The sequence below is a fragment of the Klebsiella sp. 7-CIP_Kleb. genome (genome assembly GCF_050378655.1).
GTDB classification, from domain to species: Bacteria; Pseudomonadota; Gammaproteobacteria; order Enterobacterales; family Enterobacteriaceae; genus Klebsiella; species Klebsiella quasipneumoniae.
In genome coordinates this window covers 443,982-461,163 of record NZ_JBNRLJ010000002.1, presented here as the reverse complement: position 1 = coordinate 461,163, position 17,182 = coordinate 443,982, and the positions used below count along the sequence as shown (strand labels likewise).

Sequence of the window (17,182 nt, the reverse complement as noted above, 5' to 3'; positions counted from 1 at the left end):
TAAAGGAGAAGAATGAAGACAACAGTAGCAAGCATGTGTACATTTGTACATAAACCGGAAGAGGAAAATCATGGCCCGTAGACCGAACGATCCGCAGCGCCGCGAGCGCATCCTGCAGGCGACGCTGGACACCATCGCGGCGCACGGCGTCCATGCGGTGACGCACCGTAAAATCGCCACCTGCGCGAATGTGCCGCTGGGGTCGCTGACCTACTATTTCAGCGGCATCGAGGCGCTGATCGAGGAGGCGTTCAGCCTGTTTACCGCCGAGATGTCTGCGCAGTATCAGCAAAGCTTCGCCGGGGTAGCGAACCGGCAACAAGCCTGCGATGCCATCTCGGAGCTGATCTTCAGCGCCCAGGTGACCACGGCGCGCAATATGGAGCTGATGTACCAGCTGTATGCGTTCTGTAGCAGCCAGCCAGCGCTGAAGGCGGTGATGCAGAACTGGATGCGGCGCAGCCAGCAGACGCTGGAGCAGTGGTTTGCCCCCGACACCGCCCGCGGCCTCGACGCCTTTATTGAAGGGATGACCCTGCACTTTGTCACCGACCGCGCGCCGCTGTCGAAGGCGGCGATCCGCATGATGGTCGGGCAGCTGGCGGGGGAGAGGGCGCAGCAAGAGGGGCGCTGAGGCGGTGTTTTACCCGGGATGGCTAAACGCAGGCAACAAAAAACCCATTTATGTAAATGGGTTAGAAAAAATAATGACTTGTAATTTAATCAATGAGTTAGGTCAGTGATAAGGAGTGGTGATTACGGAGAAATGCCAATAGCTGCCGCCACTTTGTCGCCATTTGGAAGCGTAGCCAACGGATTAAATCGCAGGGCTGTTTCAAGGTGGTCAGGGGCCTAGTGAGCGTAGCGCATGGTCATCTTTATATCGTGATGCCCCAGGATTTTCTGAAGGGCAAGTATGTTTCCTCCGGACATCATAAAGTGTGCAGCAAAAGTATGACGTAGAACGTGTGTTAACTGCCCTCTAGGGAGAACAATGGAAGTTTTTTCCATGACTGACAGAAACTGGAAATAGCAGTCTGTAAAAAACTTAAAACCGTCGAGAGCAATGATTTCGTTATACAGCTCTTTGCTTATTGGAATGCTACGATTTTTTTTGCCTTTGGTTCTAACAAATGTGATCCGATATTTGGTGACCTGAGAGCGTGTCAGGTTCACCGCCTCACGCCAGCGAGCTCCTGTGCTCAGGCAGATTTTAACAACCAATGCAAGCAGAGGGCATTGACGAGAACAGTCGTACAAAAGTTCAGTGATTTGCTCATGAGTTAGCCAAGCCATTTCCTTTTCTGCGATAGTGAACTTACGCATATTCTCAAGTGGATTTGGCGCAGCCCATTCACCGAGTCGGGTAAGCTCGCTAAAAACACCACTTAGATAGCTCTGCTCGAGGTTTATTGTTACGGGGCTGGCTCCTTTTTTCCACTTCTCGCTAAAGTAGATTTCGCCAGTTAGGCGCTTATCTCGATAGTGAGCGAACCTTTTAGAAGTGAGATCCGTAGCAAGTGGGTTTCCTAGAGCATCAACCATCAAGAGAAGCTTGTCATAAACATGCTTGCCAGCTGAAAGAGATTTACCGTGTAGTTTGTACCAGAGTTCAACTATGTCTTTTAGAGTCCTACGATCAATCGATTCACTCATCCAAGGCTTCAATTCAGCCTCTGCCATAGCATGCCTTTCAAAAGCCAGAGCTTCACCTTTTGTGGAGAACTGCTTACGCACACGTCTCCCGCTACGCCCTGCGGGGTAGCATTCACAAATCCATTTACCTGAGATAAGTTTTCGCACAGTCATAAAAATGTCCTCCATCAGTAGGATATTTTTACTGGATATGTATACAGTGTTAATGTATGTTAATTAGCAACTCAAACATTGTCATTTTTCTTGAGTATTATTTTTAAGTCACTGTCAGACTCTGTTGCTGATATAATTATTTGAGATAGTTTCTCATCATAATATCCAACGCAGTGAGCGGTTATCGTTTTATCGCCACCGCCTAATAGAGTTTGCGATTGCAGCGGTGATGAAATGTAGATTCCTTTTAAAGTTGTATTGCTAATTGAACCGTAAAATTTAATATCTTTAATTGGATCTTGCCATGTAATGGCTATACTTTTTTCTGTAATTGCGATCTTAACTTGTCTTTCTTTTTCATCGATCCAAAGTTGATTTGTTGGAAACTGATTTTGTGAATTATATTTTCTACCGACATAGTTTCTAATGAATTTTTGTTTTTCATTGGATTTTGTTTTGTGTTTTTGCCATTTAACATGCTCTTCTTCAGTGTCTTTTTTTATTTTTGCTAGTAATTCATAGTTATTTTTGTCGGGATTGGCAAACGTGATCGCTACTCTTGCAAGCTCTTCAGCCTCTTTTGCACATCCAGCCTCCAATAATTTATAGCCAATGTTCGAGTATGAAATTGAACTGTTTAAGTCTTTAGCTTTTCTATAATAATCACACGCTATAATTTTCAGTTCTAATTTATTGGCTGCAACTCCTAGATTGTTAATTACAGCATCATTTTTCGGAGCGAGATTTTCAAGGTGAGAATAATTAGAAATAGCCAATGAATCCAAAAAGTTCAACTGACTGGATTCATAGGCTGCAGAAAATAGAGTGCTTTCGTTTGAAGGTTTAAATTCTAGTGCCTTATCGAGACACAGGGCATAATTAATTTTGTCATCTTTCGTTTTCTCAATTTCAGCTAGCTGAAGATAAGCAAGGAAAAGTTCATCTTCGAATTTTTCTATATCATCGTTGGAAAGAGTTCTAATTAGTTTTATAATTTCACTTTCCCCCTTATTTATATCAAGACTTGATAAGTAGATTTTTGAAAGTGAAATTATGTACGCCGAGTTTATTTTCAAATCATCGGTTTCAGAAATTATTTTTTTTAAAAAACTTATTGCTTTAGTGTATTGAAGTGTAAGATTAAGACAATATATGTATGAGTTAACATATTCTTTTTTAATATTTGGCTCTTTGGACTGTTTTATGTTCAGTAATAAATCATCCAGTATGTTTTCATCTTTTGTTGTTTGGTATAAAAGATATGAAAAAAAAGCATACTCGGCATCATAATTAATAGTGTCCTTGTGCTCTCGAACGAATGTTTCAAACTCAGTTTTTGCCTCTTGGATCTTATTGTCTTTTAACAAGTCGTTTACAGATAAATACCAGTAAGTTTTCTCAATCTCTTTTTCTTTAATAATGGGAGGTGGATCTAGTTTCCCATTCTCATCATTAACTTCATTGTTTATAATTGGATTGTCTGTATTTGTTTCAAAAGAAAAACCATCAACACCTAGCTTAACTTTTTTTGCGGAATTTAATGTGTTTAAAAATTCTTTTATTTGTTTGCGAAATAAAACAATAATTAAAATTAACAGAAAAGGCCATAAAGCATATTTTAATGCTGTATCTACAAGCGAGTAGGTTTCTGATGTCATTATTAATTCCCTTTTATCATATAAAGGATTTTTTTATGATGGCGGTAAAGTGCAGATCATCGATTGGGCAGTCAAAAGTTATTTCGCCTTTTGTTACGCGAATGTTGTTGTTAGGGATGCGAGAAACAGTTCGAATACTGTATTTACCATCGATGCTAATAAGCCATTGTCCATCTACTATTTCATTGAATGATTTATCAGCAACATATAAGTTGTTATCTTCTTCCAAAATAATTGGAGAAGTTATGTTGAGAGGTAATATAGTTTTATCAAAATAAACAGTTCCGGAATCTAGTAAATTTCCACCAATTACTTTTTCCTTTTTTAGCCTCAGAATATCCGTTTTCCCGATATCGAACATTGGCCCTTTCCCTTCAACGAGCCAAGCTAGAGATGCACCTGTTTGCAGGGCACATGTAATTACCCAGTCAGAAGGGAAAATATCTCTCATATATCTTGTGGCCAAAGTGCTTTTTGATACCCCAAGGTGATCAGCTAGAGCCTGTCTTGTATGAAAACCATATGCTTCTACCAACCTTTCTATGGCTTTACGCCCGCCACTATTAAAATCCATTGATTCCCCTTGGAGTCTAATCCTTCTTGACTGATTCCAAAAGCGATCGTAATCTCGCACTTGATGGTTCCATTTGGAATCTTCACCAGATAACACTCGTTAACCTTGCTCACCACAAGCTGGCCAACATGGAATCATGCATCATGAACCAACACATTTCAATCTCAATCGCAACTCCTCATGTGACCATTGAACGCTATAGCGAACTTACAGGGCTGTCTGTAGAAACCATAAATGACATGCTGGCTGATGGACGCCTAATAAGACATCGTCTTCGCAAAGATAAAAAGCGTGAAAAAGTAATGATTAACATCGCAGCAATGACTGTCGACGCGCTCTCAAATAGCAACGTAGTTATCTCTTAGTTCGATTTTGAAATCTTTAGGAGACGGTTACTATGTTTGATTACCAAACTTCCAAACATGCTCATTTTGATGCAGCTTGCCGAGCGTTTGCGCTGTCCCACAATCTTGAAGATGTGGCCACTGCCGTTGGTATGCGTCCCCAGATCCTGCGCAATAAGTTGAACCCGGTTCAACCGCATCGTCTGACCTGTGACGAGCTACTGGCAATTACCGATTACACCGAAGATGCGCGTTTACTGGATGGGATGTTGGGGCAGATTAACTGCCTTCCTTCCGTTCCGGTCAATAACGCCACTGAAGCGAACATGCAGTTTTGTGCCCTGACCGCCACCGCCAGTGTCGGTGCGATCGCTGGGGAAGCCGTATCAACGGAGTGCATGACCTCCGCCCGCCGAACTCAAATCCTTGATCGCGCCCGCGATGCCATCCGCAGCCTTTCCGTGCTGGCTTATACCGTTGAAAGCCGTATTACGCAGGCCGGTGACTGGGTGAGACAGACCGATCAAGCCATTGATGAATCGTCAATGACCAGGGTTATCAAGGCCGATACGGAAAGCCGTGAACTGGTCAGCCGTGACACAACAATCAAAGCCACGGATAACACTCGCGTGCTGGGTACCGCCACGCTGATGGCCGGTGCCATTCAGCAGGTGAGCGCCGGAGATTACAGCCAGGCGGTGAAAGGGAACTGGCTGGCCAGTGTCAGCGGTAATGCTGAAACCAGAATTGCCGGTAATCGTACAATGCATGCTGGCGGGGATCTGACTGAACAGATCGGGAAAATTCGCAAAAGTGTGGCGGCGATTCAGCAGCAAATAATTGCGCCGGTGGTGTGGATTGGTTCCGGCAGTATCAACGTGGCACAGCTGATGCTGGATACCCTTGACGTATTAAAGGAGCTGGCGGAACAGACGGCCAGCCATACCCACAGTAATACGGGGGCCCCCACGAATGCGGGCGCTATCCGTGGCGCTGGCCAGAAAGCCGATCAGCTTAACGGTAAGTACTCGCCTGTGATTGGCCAGTAACCATTCTACCCCAGCCAGAATTAAAGCCCGCGTAATGCGGGTTTTTTTATGCCCCCCATAAAACGCTGCGTAACGCCCGCAGCGGTCTTTTCGCGGCTAAACAATCCACCGCAACATGCAAAACAGATCGTGCGCACAGCATGGCGCTGGCAGCGTGTGAGCCTGACAAAATAAATCTTTCCGTGACGAAAACGGCGCTACACCGCACCCGCCTGCGGTTTCTGGATCATAAAAATTTTTCAGTTTTATTTTTCTACAAACCAGGTCGCCGCACCGCGCCAGTGCTGGCGGCTTACCAGAAATCCAAAACTGAAAAGATTGAAAAGAATTTCAGTTTTTTTCAGTTTTATGGATCTGCGGAGGATCTAATATATTTTTAACTAGTTGATAAATAAGGATAAAAATATTTTTAGGTGAATCGGTAGGATCAAATAATGAAAAATTTGATAAGCAAGAAAAACCCGCAATGCTAGAACTGGTACGGGTTTCATGGAAGAAGGATATATTTCAACCACTGAAAAATGTGGTAACGATTAGAGCAGATACTTTGACGCTGTCAAACTCAAGGCGACGGCGGTAAAAATTGCACCAATATAGATTCATAACCATTTGTTTAGTAGGTTAACCCAGCGAAGGGGAACCTTGAAGCGTAAAACAGGTTAGATATGTTTATACAAATGCCTAGCCTGCTATGTAAAGAAAGAATTAGCTTGTTCTAAAAGTAATAGCCACCACTATTGGGGATACAGCAGTGGATTCAATTGAAACGAAATTATTTGGAAGAATCAAAGCGCCCAAGAATTTAGGGCAACTAATTGAAATAACAGAAGAACATGCAGCTAACCGAATGAATGTTTATATGTGGAGAGGGCAGGGAAACGTTGATTGGGCGATTCACAGTGCTGCTTATAGACGGTTGAAGTTTACTCACCGTAATGTCTCTGAGCGAAGAATGAGAAACTACGAGGTTGAGTTGTTAAGAAAAGCTCGCCACAAGGGTTATGGGTATGAAGAGGGAAGACGTCTAGCTGATTTCGAAGTACTTGCTAAGCTTCAACACCATGGTGCAGCTACTCGTTTAATAGATTTTTCAAGGAATATGCTGGTTGCATTGTGGTTCGCTTGCCAATCAGAAAGAGGAAAGCCAGGGTTGCTGTTTGGGATTCATTCAGATTCTATATATGGGCAGGAAGGAGAAACAGAGGAGCGCAACTATGATCAGATATTTGAGAAAGGGATAAGCAATGGTGGTGCTACAACATGGGAGCCTCCAGCGGTAACTAAAAGAATTGCAGCTCAAAGTGCGCAATTTATGTATAGCATCGTAAGTGATGACCCAATGGGAAGTCTCGATTTTGATCACTCAGAAGAGGCCTATCTTCCAATTGCTATCACGGCAAGTATGAAAGAAGAGTTTTTAAGGCTTCTAGAAGGTACTTTTGATGTTCGTCAGCTTACTCTCTTCCCTGATCTTGATGGATTCTGCCATGCCAATACAGAAAAGAATGGGCGCTGGGACAACGAACGATGGTAATGAGAAATACTCTGCCGCCATTTTGTCGCCACTTATAGTTAAGCTCGTATCTAAGTGTTTGACTTATAATGAATTGAATTCCATGCAACAAAAAACCCATCAACCTTGAACCGAAGTGGCGGGGTTGATGGGCTCCACAAAATGGGGACATCAAAGAAAAGCAGTGGCATTACTTATGACTGATGCCCTGAGAAAAAGTTCTACCTGTGGCGGCTTTTTTCGCAAAAAATTTATTGTAGCCCCGGCCAGATGATCACGATGAGCGTCCCGGCGAGGGTGAGCAGCACGTTGGCGATGGCGTAGGTGCCCGCATAGCCGAGCGCCGGAATGTTGCTGCGCGCGGTATCGCTAATGATCTCCATCGCCGGGGCGCAGGTGCGCGCCCCCATCATGGCGCCGAACAGCATCGCCCGGTTCATGCGCAGCACATAGGCGCCAAACAGGAAGCAGATCACCACCGGCACCAGGCTAACGATAAGCCCTGCCGCCAGCATCTGGCCGCCGACGGCGCCCAGCCCGTTATTGATCCCGGCCCCGGCGCTGAGCCCGACCCCGGCCATAAACACCATCAGGCCAAACTCTTTCACCATGTTCAGCGCCCCCTGCGGGATATAGCCGAAGGTTGGGTGGTTGGCGCGCAGGAAGCCAAGCATGATGCCGGCGAACAGCAGGCCGGCGGCGTTGCCGATGCCGAAGCTGAAGGAGCTGAACTGGAAGGTGATCATGCCGATCATCAGGCCGACGATAAAGAAGGCGCAGAAGGCCAGCAGGTCGGTCACCTGGCTGTGAATGGAGATAAAGCCGATGCGGTCGGCTACGGTCTTCACGCGGCGGGCGTCGCCGCTGACCTGCAGCACGTCGCCTTTGTTCAGCACCACGTTGTCGTCGATAGGCATCTCGATCTGGCTGCGAATAACCCGGTTCAGGAAGCAGCCGTGGTCGGTGAGCTTGAGCTGCGCCAGGCGGCGGCCGACGGCGTTGTGATTCTTAACCACAATCTCTTCGGTGACGATGCGCATGTCGAGCAGATCGCGGTCGAACACCTCTTTACCGTTGCGGAAGCTCGGGTCGAGGCGAGCGTGCGCGTCCGGGTAGCCCACCAGCGCAATATCGTCGCCCATCTGCAGCACCGCGTCGCCGTCCGGGTTGGCCAGAATGCCGTTGCGGCGGATGCGTTCGATATAGCAGCCAGTCTGGCGATAAATGCCCAGCTCGCGCAGATTTTTGCCATCCGCCCACGCCACCAGTTCCGGGCCGACGCGATAGGCGCGGATCACCGGCAGGTAAACTTTACGTTTGGAATCGGTATCGAGGCCGCGCTCGCGGGCGATTTGCTGGGCGCTGGTCTGCAGATCCTGATGCTGCAGCTTGGGCATATAGCGGGCGCCGACGATGAGGCTCACCAGACCAACCAGGTAGGTCAGGGCATAGCCGAGGCTCAGATGGTCAAGCGACTGCGCCAGCTGATCGCTGGGCAGGCCGAAATGGCGCAGAGTGTCCCCCGCGCCCACCAGCACCGGGGTGGAGGTCATCGCCCCCGCCAGCATACCGGCGGTGAGCCCGATATCCCAGCCGAACACTTTACCCAACACCATGGCGATCAGCATCGCGCTGCCGACCATCACCAGTGCCAGCATCAGATAGTTTTTCCCGTCACGGAAAAAAATCGAAAAAAAGTTAGGACCGGCTTCCACGCCGACGCAAAAAATAAACAGCATAAAGCCGAGATTAAGGGCATCGGTGTTAATCGCGAAATGCTGCTGACCTAATAATAGAGAAACGACTAAAACGCCAATGGAATTACCAAGTTGTACTGAGCCGAGACGCAGTTTTCCCAGGCATAGTCCTAATGCAAGTACAACGAATAATAACAGGATGTAATTCCCGTTTAACAAATCTGCGACGTTTATATTCACGAAAGCCAACTTCTCGTTTACTAGTAAGTTGTTGAAGGAAATGGTTATTTGGTCTAAGGTTGCTCAGGCGTTCGCGTTGTCGCGAACCTATTCTGGCACCCTGTTATAACCAGCAAAAATATACCCGCTAGTTTAATCCTTCCTGGATGCGGCGGCTAGTGACAATCGTTTTCAGGCTGGCAGGGGAGTTATTGGCATGGATTGCCGAAATGCTTTATCTGACTGGGCGACGTGGACGTGAGTTAGAGGCAACATCAGGAGGATACGGTGAAATCTGAGCGTAGTTGGGCCGGCATTATCTGTGGCTTCGTTCTGTTCATTGTGGTGTGCTTATCGTTGTTGTTACATATGAAAGGGGCCTTTCGCGCCAGCGGCAACCCGGAGCTGGGCCTGCTCTTCTTTTTGCTGCCAGGAGCGGCGGCGAGCTGTCTCTCTCCCGGTCGGCGGGTGCTGCGTCCTTTGCTCGGCGCGATGCTGGCGGCGCCGGTCTGTATGGTGACGATGCGGCTGTTTTTCGTCACGCACCGGACGTTCTGGCAGGAGATGGCGTGGGTACTGAGCGCGGTGTTCTGGTGTGCGCTGGGGGCGTTGTGCTTTTTGTTTATCTGCGCCTGGCTTGATACCTGGCGCAGTCATTCATCGAGCAAATGAATTTACTCAGGCAAACAGGCCAAGGTTCTCTTTCGCCCAGGCTTCGAAATCGGTGCAACCGCCGATGTGTTTCTGGTCGACGAAAATCTGCGGTACGGTTTCAACCGGTTTGCCGACGGTTTTTTCCAGGTCAGCTTTGCTGATGCCTTCGGCGTGAATATCCACGTAACGGTAGTTAAAATCATCACGCTCGTTGGTCAGTTTTTCGGCCAGCTCTTTGGCGCGAACACAGTAAGGGCAGCCTGGACGACCAAAAATAACGGTAAACATTGCTTCTCTCCTTAAACCTCAGCCGGATGGCGAATGGCGCTTATGATGCCTGCATTGGCCGGTGAGGGAAAGCAGGTTCTGCCTTTTGCTTCGATGGTTTACGGCTATGTTTGATAAATGTCGTACTATCAAAACCCGTATACTGACCCGGCGGCGCGGCGGCATTAGCTGGCGCGTTGCGTTTATCAACCGGAGAGGCGTGATGCGAAAATTTGCCCCGTTGCCGAAAAGCATTCTGCTGGTTGAGATCCTCGGGATGGGGCTGTTAACCCTCGCCTGGCTCTCACTTAACCAGTATGTCCAGCTGCCTGCGCCCATTGCCAGCCCGACCGCGGCGCTGGTGATGCTCTTTGCCGGGATCGTGCTGATGATCCCTGCCGCCATCGTCGTGATGTGGCGGATGGCGCAGATCGTGGCCCCGCAGTTAACCCACTCTCCTGAGCCTGAATCCTTGTCTGACAGAGAAAAACGAAATGACGCCGACCATTGAGCTGCTGCGCAACCACCGTTCTATCCGCCACTTCACCGATGCGCCCGTGAGCGACGAACAGCGCGCGGCGATTATCGCCAGCGCGCAAGCGGCATCTACCTCGAGTTTTTTACAGTGCACCTCCATCATCCGTATTACTGACCCGGCCCTGCGTGAACGTCTGGTCCCGCTGACTGGCGGCCAGCAGCATGTCGCCCAGGCGGCGGAGTTTTGGGTCTTCTGCGCCGACTTTAATCGCCACCTGCAGATCTGCCCGCAGGCGGAGCTGGGGCTGGCGGAACAGCTGCTGATCGGCGTTGTCGATACGGCGCTGCTGGCGCAGAACGCGCTGACCGCCGCCGAGTCCCTCGGGCTGGGCGGCGTCTATATCGGCGGGTTGCGCAACAGCATCGAGGCGGTGACCGAGCTGCTGGAGCTGCCAAAGCACGTCCTGCCGCTGTTCGGCCTTTGCCTTGGCTGGCCGGCGGATAACCCGGACATCAAGCCGCGGATGCCGGCCGCCATGCTGGTGCATGAGAACCGCTATCAGCCGCTGGATAACGCGCTGTTGGCGGAGTATGACGACCAGTTGGCGCACTATTATCTGTCGCGCGGCAGCAACGCCCGCCGCGATACCTGGAGCGATCATATCCGTCGCACTATCGTGAAAGAGAGTCGTCCGTTTATTCTCGACTATCTGCATAAGCAGGGGTGGGCAACGCGCTGATTACGTGTACACTGCTGCTCCGGCCAGGCGGTATCCACCGCTGGCGGCAGGAAAGGTGAAAATGTGTTCGATAGCTGAGGCCCGCCAGAGCGGGTCTTTTTGCAGAGGTGCAGGATGAAAATTGCCATATTATCCCGGGATGGAACGCTTTATTCATGTCGACGCCTGCGCGAAGCGGCGCAACAGCGCGGGCATCAGGTCGAGATCCTCGATCCGCTTTCCTGTTATATGAACGTCAGTCCGGTGGCCTCGTCGATCCACTACAAAGGTCGCCAGCTGCCGCACTTTGATGCGGTGATCCCGCGCATTGGCTCAGCGATCACTTACTATGGCACCGCGGCCCTGCGACAGTTTGAGCTCCTGGGAAGCTATCCGCTGAACGAATCGGTCGCTATTACCCGCGCTCGCGATAAGCTTCGCTCGCTGCAGCTGCTGGCGCGCCAGGGCATCGATCTGCCGCTGACCGGCATCGCTCACTCCCCCGATGACACCAGCGATCTGATCGCCATGGTCGGCGGCGCGCCGCTGGTGGTGAAGCTGGTGGAGGGCACCCAGGGGATCGGCGTGGTGCTGGCGGAGACCCGTCAGGCGGCGGAGAGCGTGATAGACGCCTTTCGCGGGCTGAACGCCCACATCCTGGTGCAGGAGTACATTGCCGAGGCAAAAGGCTGCGATATTCGCTGCCTGGTGGTCGGCAATGAGGTGGTGGCGGCGATCGAACGGCGGGCGAAAGAGGGCGATTTTCGCTCTAACCTGCACCGCGGCGGCATGGCCTCGGTGGCGCAGATTAGCGACGAGGAGCGGGCCATCGCCATCAAGGCGACGCAAACCCTGGGGCTGGACGTCGCCGGTGTCGATATTTTACGCGCCACCCGCGGGCCGCTGGTGATGGAGGTAAATGCCTCGCCCGGGCTGGAAGGGGTGGAAACCACCTCCGGTGTGGACATCGCCAGCAGGATGATCGCCTGGATCGAGCGCCAGGCGACACCGGAATTCTGTTTGAAAATAGGCGGCTAACCGCCGGATGCAAGACTGTCATGGTATGCGGCGCTTTTTTTGCGTAAGCTATGGCGTCGTTTTTCCACTGTAAGAGGTCACAGGCACTATGGATTCACTGGTCGTACCGGGTCTGGATACGCTACGTCGCTGGCTGGATGAGATCGGCATCAGCTTTTTTGAGTGCGATTCCTGCCAGGCATTGCACCTGCCGCATATGCAGAATTTCGACGGTATTTTTGATGCCAAAATTGACCTGGTGGACAACGTGGTGCTCTTTTCCGCCCTGGCGGAGGTGAAGCCGACTGCTCTGTTGGCGCTGTCAGCGGATCTCTCGGCCATCAACGCCAGCTCGTTAACCGTGAAGGCGTTTATCGACATTCAGGACGATAATTTGCCCAAGCTGGTGGTCTGCCAGTCGCTGTCTATCGGTCCTGGGGTGACCATGGAGCAGTTCGCCTGGTTCTTCCGCCAAAGCGAGGAGCAGATCTCGATGGTGATCCTTGAAGCCGGCGCCAATCAGCTGCTGTACAAAGGCGAAGAAGAAGAGCCGGCCGCGGAAAACGTGCAATACCATTTTCTTCACTAAACCTGCCTAAAATTAGCGCAGCCACTACCGCAGCGGCTGCGTATTACCCGCTTTTATTCTGTATTTAACCTTTCTTTAAAGCATTATTCACCGCCATTCAGGCCGTTTTGGCTTATCACGTAGACCGTTACTGCATAAAAATTTGATAAAAGGCGTTTTTTTACCTGGGCTATAGCCTCTTATTCTGGCTACAGTTATTCTGGCGATGCTTCCAGTTGCGAGCAACCACTCCGGGAGAGATCCGCTCTCCTTTTCTCAGGCAATGAAAAAATATGCATGATTTTTGCATGCGTAGAAATGCGTATATTTGAGCCCGTAAGTTAACGGGCGTTGAGAAGGAAAAGAGATATGACCGCCTTTGGTAAAAAATGGTTAACAGGTCTGGTTACGGGTGCGCTGATGGCCGTCTCTGCCGGTTCGCTCGCCGCCGAACAAAAAACCCTGCATGTCTATAACTGGTCTGATTATATTGCGCCGGACACTGTGGCCAATTTCGAAAAAGAGACCGGGATTAAAGTCGTGTATGACGTTTTTGATTCCAATGAAGTGCTGGAAGGCAAATTAATGGCCGGCAGCACCGGTTTCGATCTGGTGGTGCCGTCGGCAAGCTTCCTTGAGCGCCAGCTGGCGGCGGGGGTGTTCCAGCCGCTGGATAAGAGCAAGCTGCCCAACTGGAAGAACCTTGATCCCGAAGTGCTGAAGCTGGTCGCCAAGCATGATCCGGATAATAAATACGCTATGCCTTACCTGTGGGCGACGACGGGCATTGGCTATAACGTGGATAAAGTGAAAGCCGTCCTCGGCAAAGATGCGCCGGTGGACAGCTGGGATCTGGTGCTGAAGCCGGAGAACCTCGAAAAACTGAAAAGCTGCGGCGTCTCCTTCCTCGACGCGCCGGAAGAGATTTTCGCCACCGTGCTGAACTACCTCGGCAAAGATCCGAACAGCGGCAAAGCGGATGATTACACCGGCCCGGCGACCGATCTGCTGCTGAAGCTGCGGCCGAACATTCGCTACTTCCACTCTTCGCAATATATTAACGACCTTGCCAATGGCGACATCTGCGTGGCGATCGGCTGGGCAGGGGACGTCTGGCAGGCGGCCAACCGCGCGAAAGAGGCGAAGAACGGCGTCAATGTCTCCTACTTTATTCCGAAGGAAGGCGCGCTGGCGTTCTTTGACGTCTTTGCCATGCCGGCCGACGCGAAGAATAAAGATGAAGCCTATCAGTTCCTTAACTATCTGATGCGTCCGGACGTCATCGCCAAAATCAGCGACCAGGTGTTCTACGCCAACGGCAACAAGGCTTCCACGCCGCTGGTCAGCGAGACTATCCGTAACAACCCGGCGATTTATCCGCCAGCGGATGTGTTCGCCAAACTGTTCACGCTGAAGGTGCAGGATCCGAAGATCGACCGCGTGCGTACCCGCGCGTGGACCAAAGTGAAGAGCGGTAAATAAACTCTGACGGCCCGGTAAGCGGGCCGAATCAGAACGGCACTCGCCGGGAAATGGCAGCGCGCCCGGCGAGCAGAAGCACCAGGATGGTGCACATGCACTGTTAAGCACGAAGTATGGCACCGGACCATATGGTGATCGTTTTTTTGCCGGAGAGCACCCGATTGAACGACGTAACGCCCCGCCCACAGGCGAAAGCCCCCAAAGCGCTGACCCCGCTGCTGGAAATCCGTAACTTAACCAAGTCGTTTGACGGCCAGCATGCTGTCGACGATGTCAGTCTCACTATTTACAAAGGCGAAATTTTTGCTCTGCTGGGCGCATCAGGCTGCGGGAAATCGACCCTGCTGCGCATGCTGGCGGGCTTTGAGCAACCGACCGCCGGACAGATTATGCTCGACGGCGTGGATCTGGCGCGCGTGCCGCCCTATCAGCGGCCTATCAATATGATGTTCCAGTCCTACGCCCTGTTTCCCCATATGACCGTTGAGCAGAATATCGCCTTCGGCCTGAAACAGGATCGTCTGCCGAAGGCGGAAATCACCGCCCGGGTGCAGGAGATGCTGGCTCTGGTGCACATGCAGGAGTTCGCTAAACGTAAGCCGCACCAGCTCTCTGGCGGCCAGCGCCAGCGTGTCGCGCTGGCGCGCAGTCTGGCGAAACGACCTAAGCTGCTGCTGCTCGACGAACCGATGGGGGCGCTGGATAAAAAGCTGCGCGATCGCATGCAGCTGGAGGTGGTGGATATTCTTGAGCGCGTTGGCGTGACCTGCGTGATGGTGACCCACGATCAGGAAGAGGCCATGACCATGGCGGGCCGTATCGCCATCATGAACCGCGGCAAGTTTGTGCAGATTGGCGAACCGGAAGAGATTTACGAACACCCGACCACCCGCTACAGCGCCGAGTTCATCGGCTCGGTGAACGTCTTTGAAGGACTGGTGAAAGAGCGCCTCGAAGATGGCCTGGTGCTGAGCTCGCCGGGCCTGGTGCATCCGCTGAAGGTTGACCCCGACGCCTCGGTGGTGGACAACGTGCCGGTATGGGTGGCGCTGCGTCCGGAGAAGATCATGCTGTGCGATGAGCCGCCGGCGGATGGCTACAATTTTGCCGTCGGCGAGGTGATTCATATCGCCTATCTGGGGGATCTCTCTATCTATCATGTGCGCCTGCAAAGCGGGCAGATGATCAGCGCCCAGCTGCAGAATGAGCACCGCCATCGGAAAGGGACGCCCACCTGGGGTGACGAGGTGCGTTTATGCTGGGATGCGGACAGCTGCGTTGTACTGACGGTGTAAGGAGAGGGCGATGAGTACCGTTGAATCCCCGTCAGGGGCGAAAAAACCGGGCGGCTTCGCGCTGTGGGCGGCGCGCCTGCAGATGGCACATGGCCGCAAGCTGGTGATCGCGCTGCCCTATCTGTGGCTGATCCTGCTGTTTATGCTGCCGTTCCTGATCGTGTTCAAGATAAGTCTTGCCGAGATGGCGCGGGCGATCCCTCCCTACACCGATCTGATGGAGTGGGCGGATGGCCAGCTGACGCTGACGCTTAACTTTGCCAACTTCCTGCAGCTGACCGACGATCCGCTCTATTTCGAGGCTTATCTCCAGTCGCTGCAGGTGGCGGGCATCTCGACGCTCTGCTGCCTGCTGCTGGGCTATCCGCTGGCCTGGGCGGTGGCGCACAGCAAGCCATCGACGCGCAATATTCTGCTGCTGCTGGTGATCCTTCCGTCGTGGACGTCGTTTTTGATCCGCGTCTATGCCTGGATGGGGCTGTTGAAGAGCAACGGGGTGTTGAATAACTTCCTGCTGTGGCTAGGGGTTATCGATCAGCCGCTGGAGATCCTGCACACCAACCTGGCGGTGTATATCGGTATCGTCTATGCCTATCTGCCGTTTATGGTGCTGCCTATCTATACCGCGCTGACCCGCATCGACTATTCGCTGGTGGAGGCCTCGCTGGATCTCGGCGCCCGGCCCCTGAAGACCTTCTTTCAGGTGATCGTTCCGCTCACCAAAGGGGGGATTATCGCTGGCTCCATGCTGGTGTTTATCCCGGCGGTGGGGGAGTTCGTGATCCCGGAGCTGCTGGGCGGGCCGGACAGCATTATGATTGGCCGCGTGCTGTGGCAGGAGTTCTTTAACAACCGCGACTGGCCGGTCGCCTCGGCGGTGGCGATTGTCATGCTGCTGTTGCTGATTGTGCCGATCATGTGGTTCCACAAGCACCAGCAAAAACAGATGGGAGAGCAGGGATGAACGACTTGCCTGTAGTACGCTCGCCGTGGCGCATTCTGATCCTCGTGCTCGGATTCACCTTCCTTTATGCCCCGATGCTGATGCTGGTGATCTACTCGTTCAACAGCTCAAAGCTGGTGACGGTCTGGGCCGGGTGGTCGACGCGCTGGTATAGCGAACTGTTCCACGATGACGCGATGATGAGCGCGGTGGGGCTGAGCTTGACTATCGCCGCCTGCGCGGCGACGGCGGCGGCGATCCTGGGCACCATCGCCGCGGTGGTGATGGTGCGCTTTGGGCGTTTTCGCGGCTCCAACGGCTTCGCGTTTATGATCACCGCGCCGCTGGTCATGCCGGACGTGATCACCGGGCTCTCGCTGCTGCTGCTGTTCGTGGCGCTGGGTCACGCCATCGGCTGGCCGTCGGATCGCGGGATGTTGACCATCTGGCTGGCGCACGTCACCTTCTGTACCGCCTACGTGGCGGTGGTGATCTCCTCGCGCCTGCGTGAGCTGGACCACTCGATCGAAGAGGCGGCGATGGATCTGGGCGCCGCGCCGCTGAAGGTCTTCTTCGTCATCACGCTGCCGATGATTATGCCGGCGGTGATCTCCGGCTGGCTGCTGGCCTTCACGCTGTCGCTGGATGACCTGGTGATCGCCAGCTTTGTCTCCGGTCCCGGGGCCACGACCTTGCCGATGCTGGTCTTCTCCAGCGTGCGCATGGGGGTCAACCCGGAGATCAACGCCCTGGCGACGCTCATCCTCGGCGTGGTTGGTATTGTTGGTTTTATCGCCTGGTATTTGATGGCCCGCGCAGAAAAGCAGCGAGTGCGCGATATCCAGCGTGCAAGACAAGGCTGAACCACCTAAAATCGGTACAGCAGCCTCCGGTCGG

18 protein-coding genes and 2 pseudogenes are annotated in these 17,182 nt (G+C 52.1%); 15 read left to right on the top strand and 5 right to left on the bottom strand.

The genetic code is table 11. The annotated features are described in order from the left end of the window. The first annotated feature begins 70 nt into the window (after positions 1–70). Positions 71–634, top strand: coding sequence for a TetR/AcrR family transcriptional regulator (locus tag ACQUTI_RS09840; RefSeq protein ID WP_122542891.1), 564 nt, complete (start codon positions 71–73; stop codon positions 632–634). 218 nt (positions 635–852) lie between these two features. Here ACQUTI_RS09840 and ACQUTI_RS09835 read toward each other — a convergent pair whose 3' ends face one another. The 3 genes from ACQUTI_RS09835 to ACQUTI_RS09825 all read right to left on the bottom strand — a co-directional run bounded on the left by ACQUTI_RS09835 (position 853) and on the right by ACQUTI_RS09825 (position 4,041). Then, a complete protein-coding gene (locus tag ACQUTI_RS09835) occupies positions 853–1,809 on the bottom strand; it encodes a phage integrase (protein WP_277449046.1) in 957 nt (318 codons plus the stop codon). A gap of 71 nt (positions 1,810–1,880) precedes the next feature. Then, entirely contained in the window at positions 1,881–3,467 is a 1,587-nt protein-coding gene (locus ACQUTI_RS09830; RefSeq protein ID WP_428923249.1) for a hypothetical protein, read from the bottom strand. A 16-nt stretch (positions 3,468–3,483) separates the two neighbouring features. Beyond that, positions 3,484–4,041, bottom strand: a complete 558-nt coding sequence (locus ACQUTI_RS09825) for a phage repressor protein CI (protein ID WP_155009352.1) — start codon at positions 4,039–4,041, stop codon at positions 3,484–3,486. Between the two features lie 143 nt (positions 4,042–4,184). Here ACQUTI_RS09825 and ACQUTI_RS09820 point away from each other — a divergent pair, with 143 nt between their 5' ends. The 5 genes and pseudogenes from ACQUTI_RS09820 to ACQUTI_RS09800 all read left to right on the top strand — a co-directional run bounded on the left by ACQUTI_RS09820 (position 4,185) and on the right by ACQUTI_RS09800 (position 6,968). After that, on the top strand, positions 4,185–4,406 hold the full coding sequence (locus ACQUTI_RS09820) for a regulator (protein ID WP_155009353.1): 222 nt from the start codon (positions 4,185–4,187) through the stop codon (positions 4,404–4,406). Between the two features lie 32 nt (positions 4,407–4,438). Beyond that, positions 4,439–4,885: pseudogene (locus ACQUTI_RS09815) on the top strand (phage regulatory CII family protein); the annotation flags it as partial. Then, positions 4,862–5,434 (top strand): annotated as a pseudogene (locus ACQUTI_RS09810) (hypothetical protein); the annotation flags it as partial. The pseudogenes ACQUTI_RS09815 and ACQUTI_RS09810, both read left to right, overlap by 24 nt. Before the next feature lie 140 nt (positions 5,435–5,574). After that, on the top strand, positions 5,575–5,814 hold the full coding sequence (locus tag ACQUTI_RS09805) for a hypothetical protein (protein WP_155009355.1): 240 nt from the start codon (positions 5,575–5,577) through the stop codon (positions 5,812–5,814). 371 nt (positions 5,815–6,185) lie between these two features. After that, a complete protein-coding gene (locus ACQUTI_RS09800) occupies positions 6,186–6,968 on the top strand; it encodes an FRG domain-containing protein (protein ID WP_155009356.1) in 783 nt (260 codons plus the stop codon). Positions 6,969–7,198: 230 nt separating this feature from the next. Here ACQUTI_RS09800 and ACQUTI_RS09795 read toward each other — a convergent pair whose 3' ends face one another. Further along, entirely contained in the window at positions 7,199–8,884 is a 1,686-nt protein-coding gene (locus ACQUTI_RS09795; protein WP_004179131.1) for an aspartate:alanine antiporter, read from the bottom strand. 267 nt (positions 8,885–9,151) lie between these two features. Here ACQUTI_RS09795 and ybjM point away from each other — a divergent pair, with 267 nt between their 5' ends. Beyond that, positions 9,152–9,535, top strand: coding sequence for an inner membrane protein YbjM (ybjM, locus tag ACQUTI_RS09790; protein ID WP_004201325.1), 384 nt, complete (start codon positions 9,152–9,154; stop codon positions 9,533–9,535). Between the two features lie 6 nt (positions 9,536–9,541). On the opposite strand, the gene ACQUTI_RS09785 is transcribed toward ybjM, so the two are convergent. Beyond that, positions 9,542–9,805 carry a GrxA family glutaredoxin gene (locus ACQUTI_RS09785; RefSeq protein ID WP_002896352.1) on the bottom strand — a complete coding sequence of 88 codons (264 nt, stop codon included), beginning with the start codon at positions 9,803–9,805 and terminating at the stop codon, positions 9,542–9,544. 202 nt (positions 9,806–10,007) lie between these two features. Here ACQUTI_RS09785 and ACQUTI_RS09780 point away from each other — a divergent pair, with 202 nt between their 5' ends. The 8 genes from ACQUTI_RS09780 to potI all read left to right on the top strand — a co-directional run bounded on the left by ACQUTI_RS09780 (position 10,008) and on the right by potI (position 17,148). Next, positions 10,008–10,295, top strand: a complete 288-nt coding sequence (locus tag ACQUTI_RS09780; protein ID WP_004201326.1) for a YbjC family protein — start codon at positions 10,008–10,010, stop codon at positions 10,293–10,295. Beyond that, positions 10,279–11,001: a nitroreductase NfsA gene (nfsA, locus tag ACQUTI_RS09775; RefSeq protein WP_194006945.1), complete on the top strand. Its 723-nt coding sequence runs from the start codon at positions 10,279–10,281 to the stop codon at positions 10,999–11,001. Before ACQUTI_RS09780 ends, nfsA begins: the two co-directional genes overlap by 17 nt. A 114-nt stretch (positions 11,002–11,115) precedes the next feature. Beyond that, positions 11,116–12,018 carry a 30S ribosomal protein S6--L-glutamate ligase gene (rimK, locus tag ACQUTI_RS09770; protein ID WP_004201328.1) on the top strand — a complete coding sequence of 301 codons (903 nt, stop codon included), beginning with the start codon at positions 11,116–11,118 and terminating at the stop codon, positions 12,016–12,018. A gap of 88 nt (positions 12,019–12,106) precedes the next feature. Next, positions 12,107–12,586 (top strand): YbjN domain-containing protein, encoded by a 480-nt coding sequence (locus tag ACQUTI_RS09765; RefSeq protein WP_017899416.1) that lies wholly within the window; start codon positions 12,107–12,109, stop codon positions 12,584–12,586. A gap of 348 nt (positions 12,587–12,934) precedes the next feature. Continuing rightward, on the top strand, positions 12,935–14,047 hold the full coding sequence (gene potF, locus ACQUTI_RS09760) for a spermidine/putrescine ABC transporter substrate-binding protein PotF (protein ID WP_049116974.1): 1,113 nt from the start codon (positions 12,935–12,937) through the stop codon (positions 14,045–14,047). Positions 14,048–14,208: 161 nt separating this feature from the next. After that, on the top strand, positions 14,209–15,342 hold the full coding sequence (potG, locus tag ACQUTI_RS09755; RefSeq protein WP_048295777.1) for a putrescine ABC transporter ATP-binding subunit PotG: 1,134 nt from the start codon (positions 14,209–14,211) through the stop codon (positions 15,340–15,342). Between the two features lie 10 nt (positions 15,343–15,352). After that, positions 15,353–16,306: a putrescine ABC transporter permease PotH gene (gene potH, locus ACQUTI_RS09750; protein ID WP_004201331.1), complete on the top strand. Its 954-nt coding sequence runs from the start codon at positions 15,353–15,355 to the stop codon at positions 16,304–16,306. Further along, complete coding sequence (gene potI, locus ACQUTI_RS09745) at positions 16,303–17,148, top strand: putrescine ABC transporter permease PotI (protein WP_002896372.1); 846 nt, start codon at positions 16,303–16,305, stop codon at positions 17,146–17,148. The genes potH and potI overlap by 4 nt, the downstream gene beginning before the upstream one ends. The last annotated feature ends 34 nt before the right edge of the window (positions 17,149–17,182 follow it).

What these genes read in the sequence shown, in the direction of transcription:
- ACQUTI_RS09840 (WP_122542891.1), top strand. Translation starts at nt 71, where the DNA reads ATGGCCCGTAGACCGAACGATCCGCAGCGCCGCGAGCGCATCCTGCAG.
- ACQUTI_RS09835 (WP_277449046.1), bottom strand. Translation starts at nt 1,809, where the DNA reads ATGACTGTGCGAAAACTTATCTCAGGTAAATGGATTTGTGAATGCTAC.
- ACQUTI_RS09830 (WP_428923249.1), bottom strand. Translation starts at nt 3,467, where the DNA reads ATGACATCAGAAACCTACTCGCTTGTAGATACAGCATTAAAATATGCT.
- ACQUTI_RS09825 (WP_155009352.1), bottom strand. Translation starts at nt 4,041, where the DNA reads ATGGATTTTAATAGTGGCGGGCGTAAAGCCATAGAAAGGTTGGTAGAA.
- ACQUTI_RS09820 (WP_155009353.1), top strand. Translation starts at nt 4,185, where the DNA reads ATGAACCAACACATTTCAATCTCAATCGCAACTCCTCATGTGACCATT.
- ACQUTI_RS09805 (WP_155009355.1), top strand. Translation starts at nt 5,575, where the DNA reads ATGGCGCTGGCAGCGTGTGAGCCTGACAAAATAAATCTTTCCGTGACG.
- ACQUTI_RS09785 (WP_002896352.1), bottom strand. Translation starts at nt 9,805, where the DNA reads ATGTTTACCGTTATTTTTGGTCGTCCAGGCTGCCCTTACTGTGTTCGC.
- ACQUTI_RS09780 (WP_004201326.1), top strand. Translation starts at nt 10,008, where the DNA reads ATGCGAAAATTTGCCCCGTTGCCGAAAAGCATTCTGCTGGTTGAGATC.
- nfsA (WP_194006945.1), top strand. Translation starts at nt 10,279, where the DNA reads ATGACGCCGACCATTGAGCTGCTGCGCAACCACCGTTCTATCCGCCAC.
- rimK (WP_004201328.1), top strand. Translation starts at nt 11,116, where the DNA reads ATGAAAATTGCCATATTATCCCGGGATGGAACGCTTTATTCATGTCGA.
- ACQUTI_RS09765 (WP_017899416.1), top strand. Translation starts at nt 12,107, where the DNA reads ATGGATTCACTGGTCGTACCGGGTCTGGATACGCTACGTCGCTGGCTG.
- potF (WP_049116974.1), top strand. Translation starts at nt 12,935, where the DNA reads ATGACCGCCTTTGGTAAAAAATGGTTAACAGGTCTGGTTACGGGTGCG.
- potH (WP_004201331.1), top strand. Translation starts at nt 15,353, where the DNA reads ATGAGTACCGTTGAATCCCCGTCAGGGGCGAAAAAACCGGGCGGCTTC.
- potI (WP_002896372.1), top strand. Translation starts at nt 16,303, where the DNA reads ATGAACGACTTGCCTGTAGTACGCTCGCCGTGGCGCATTCTGATCCTC.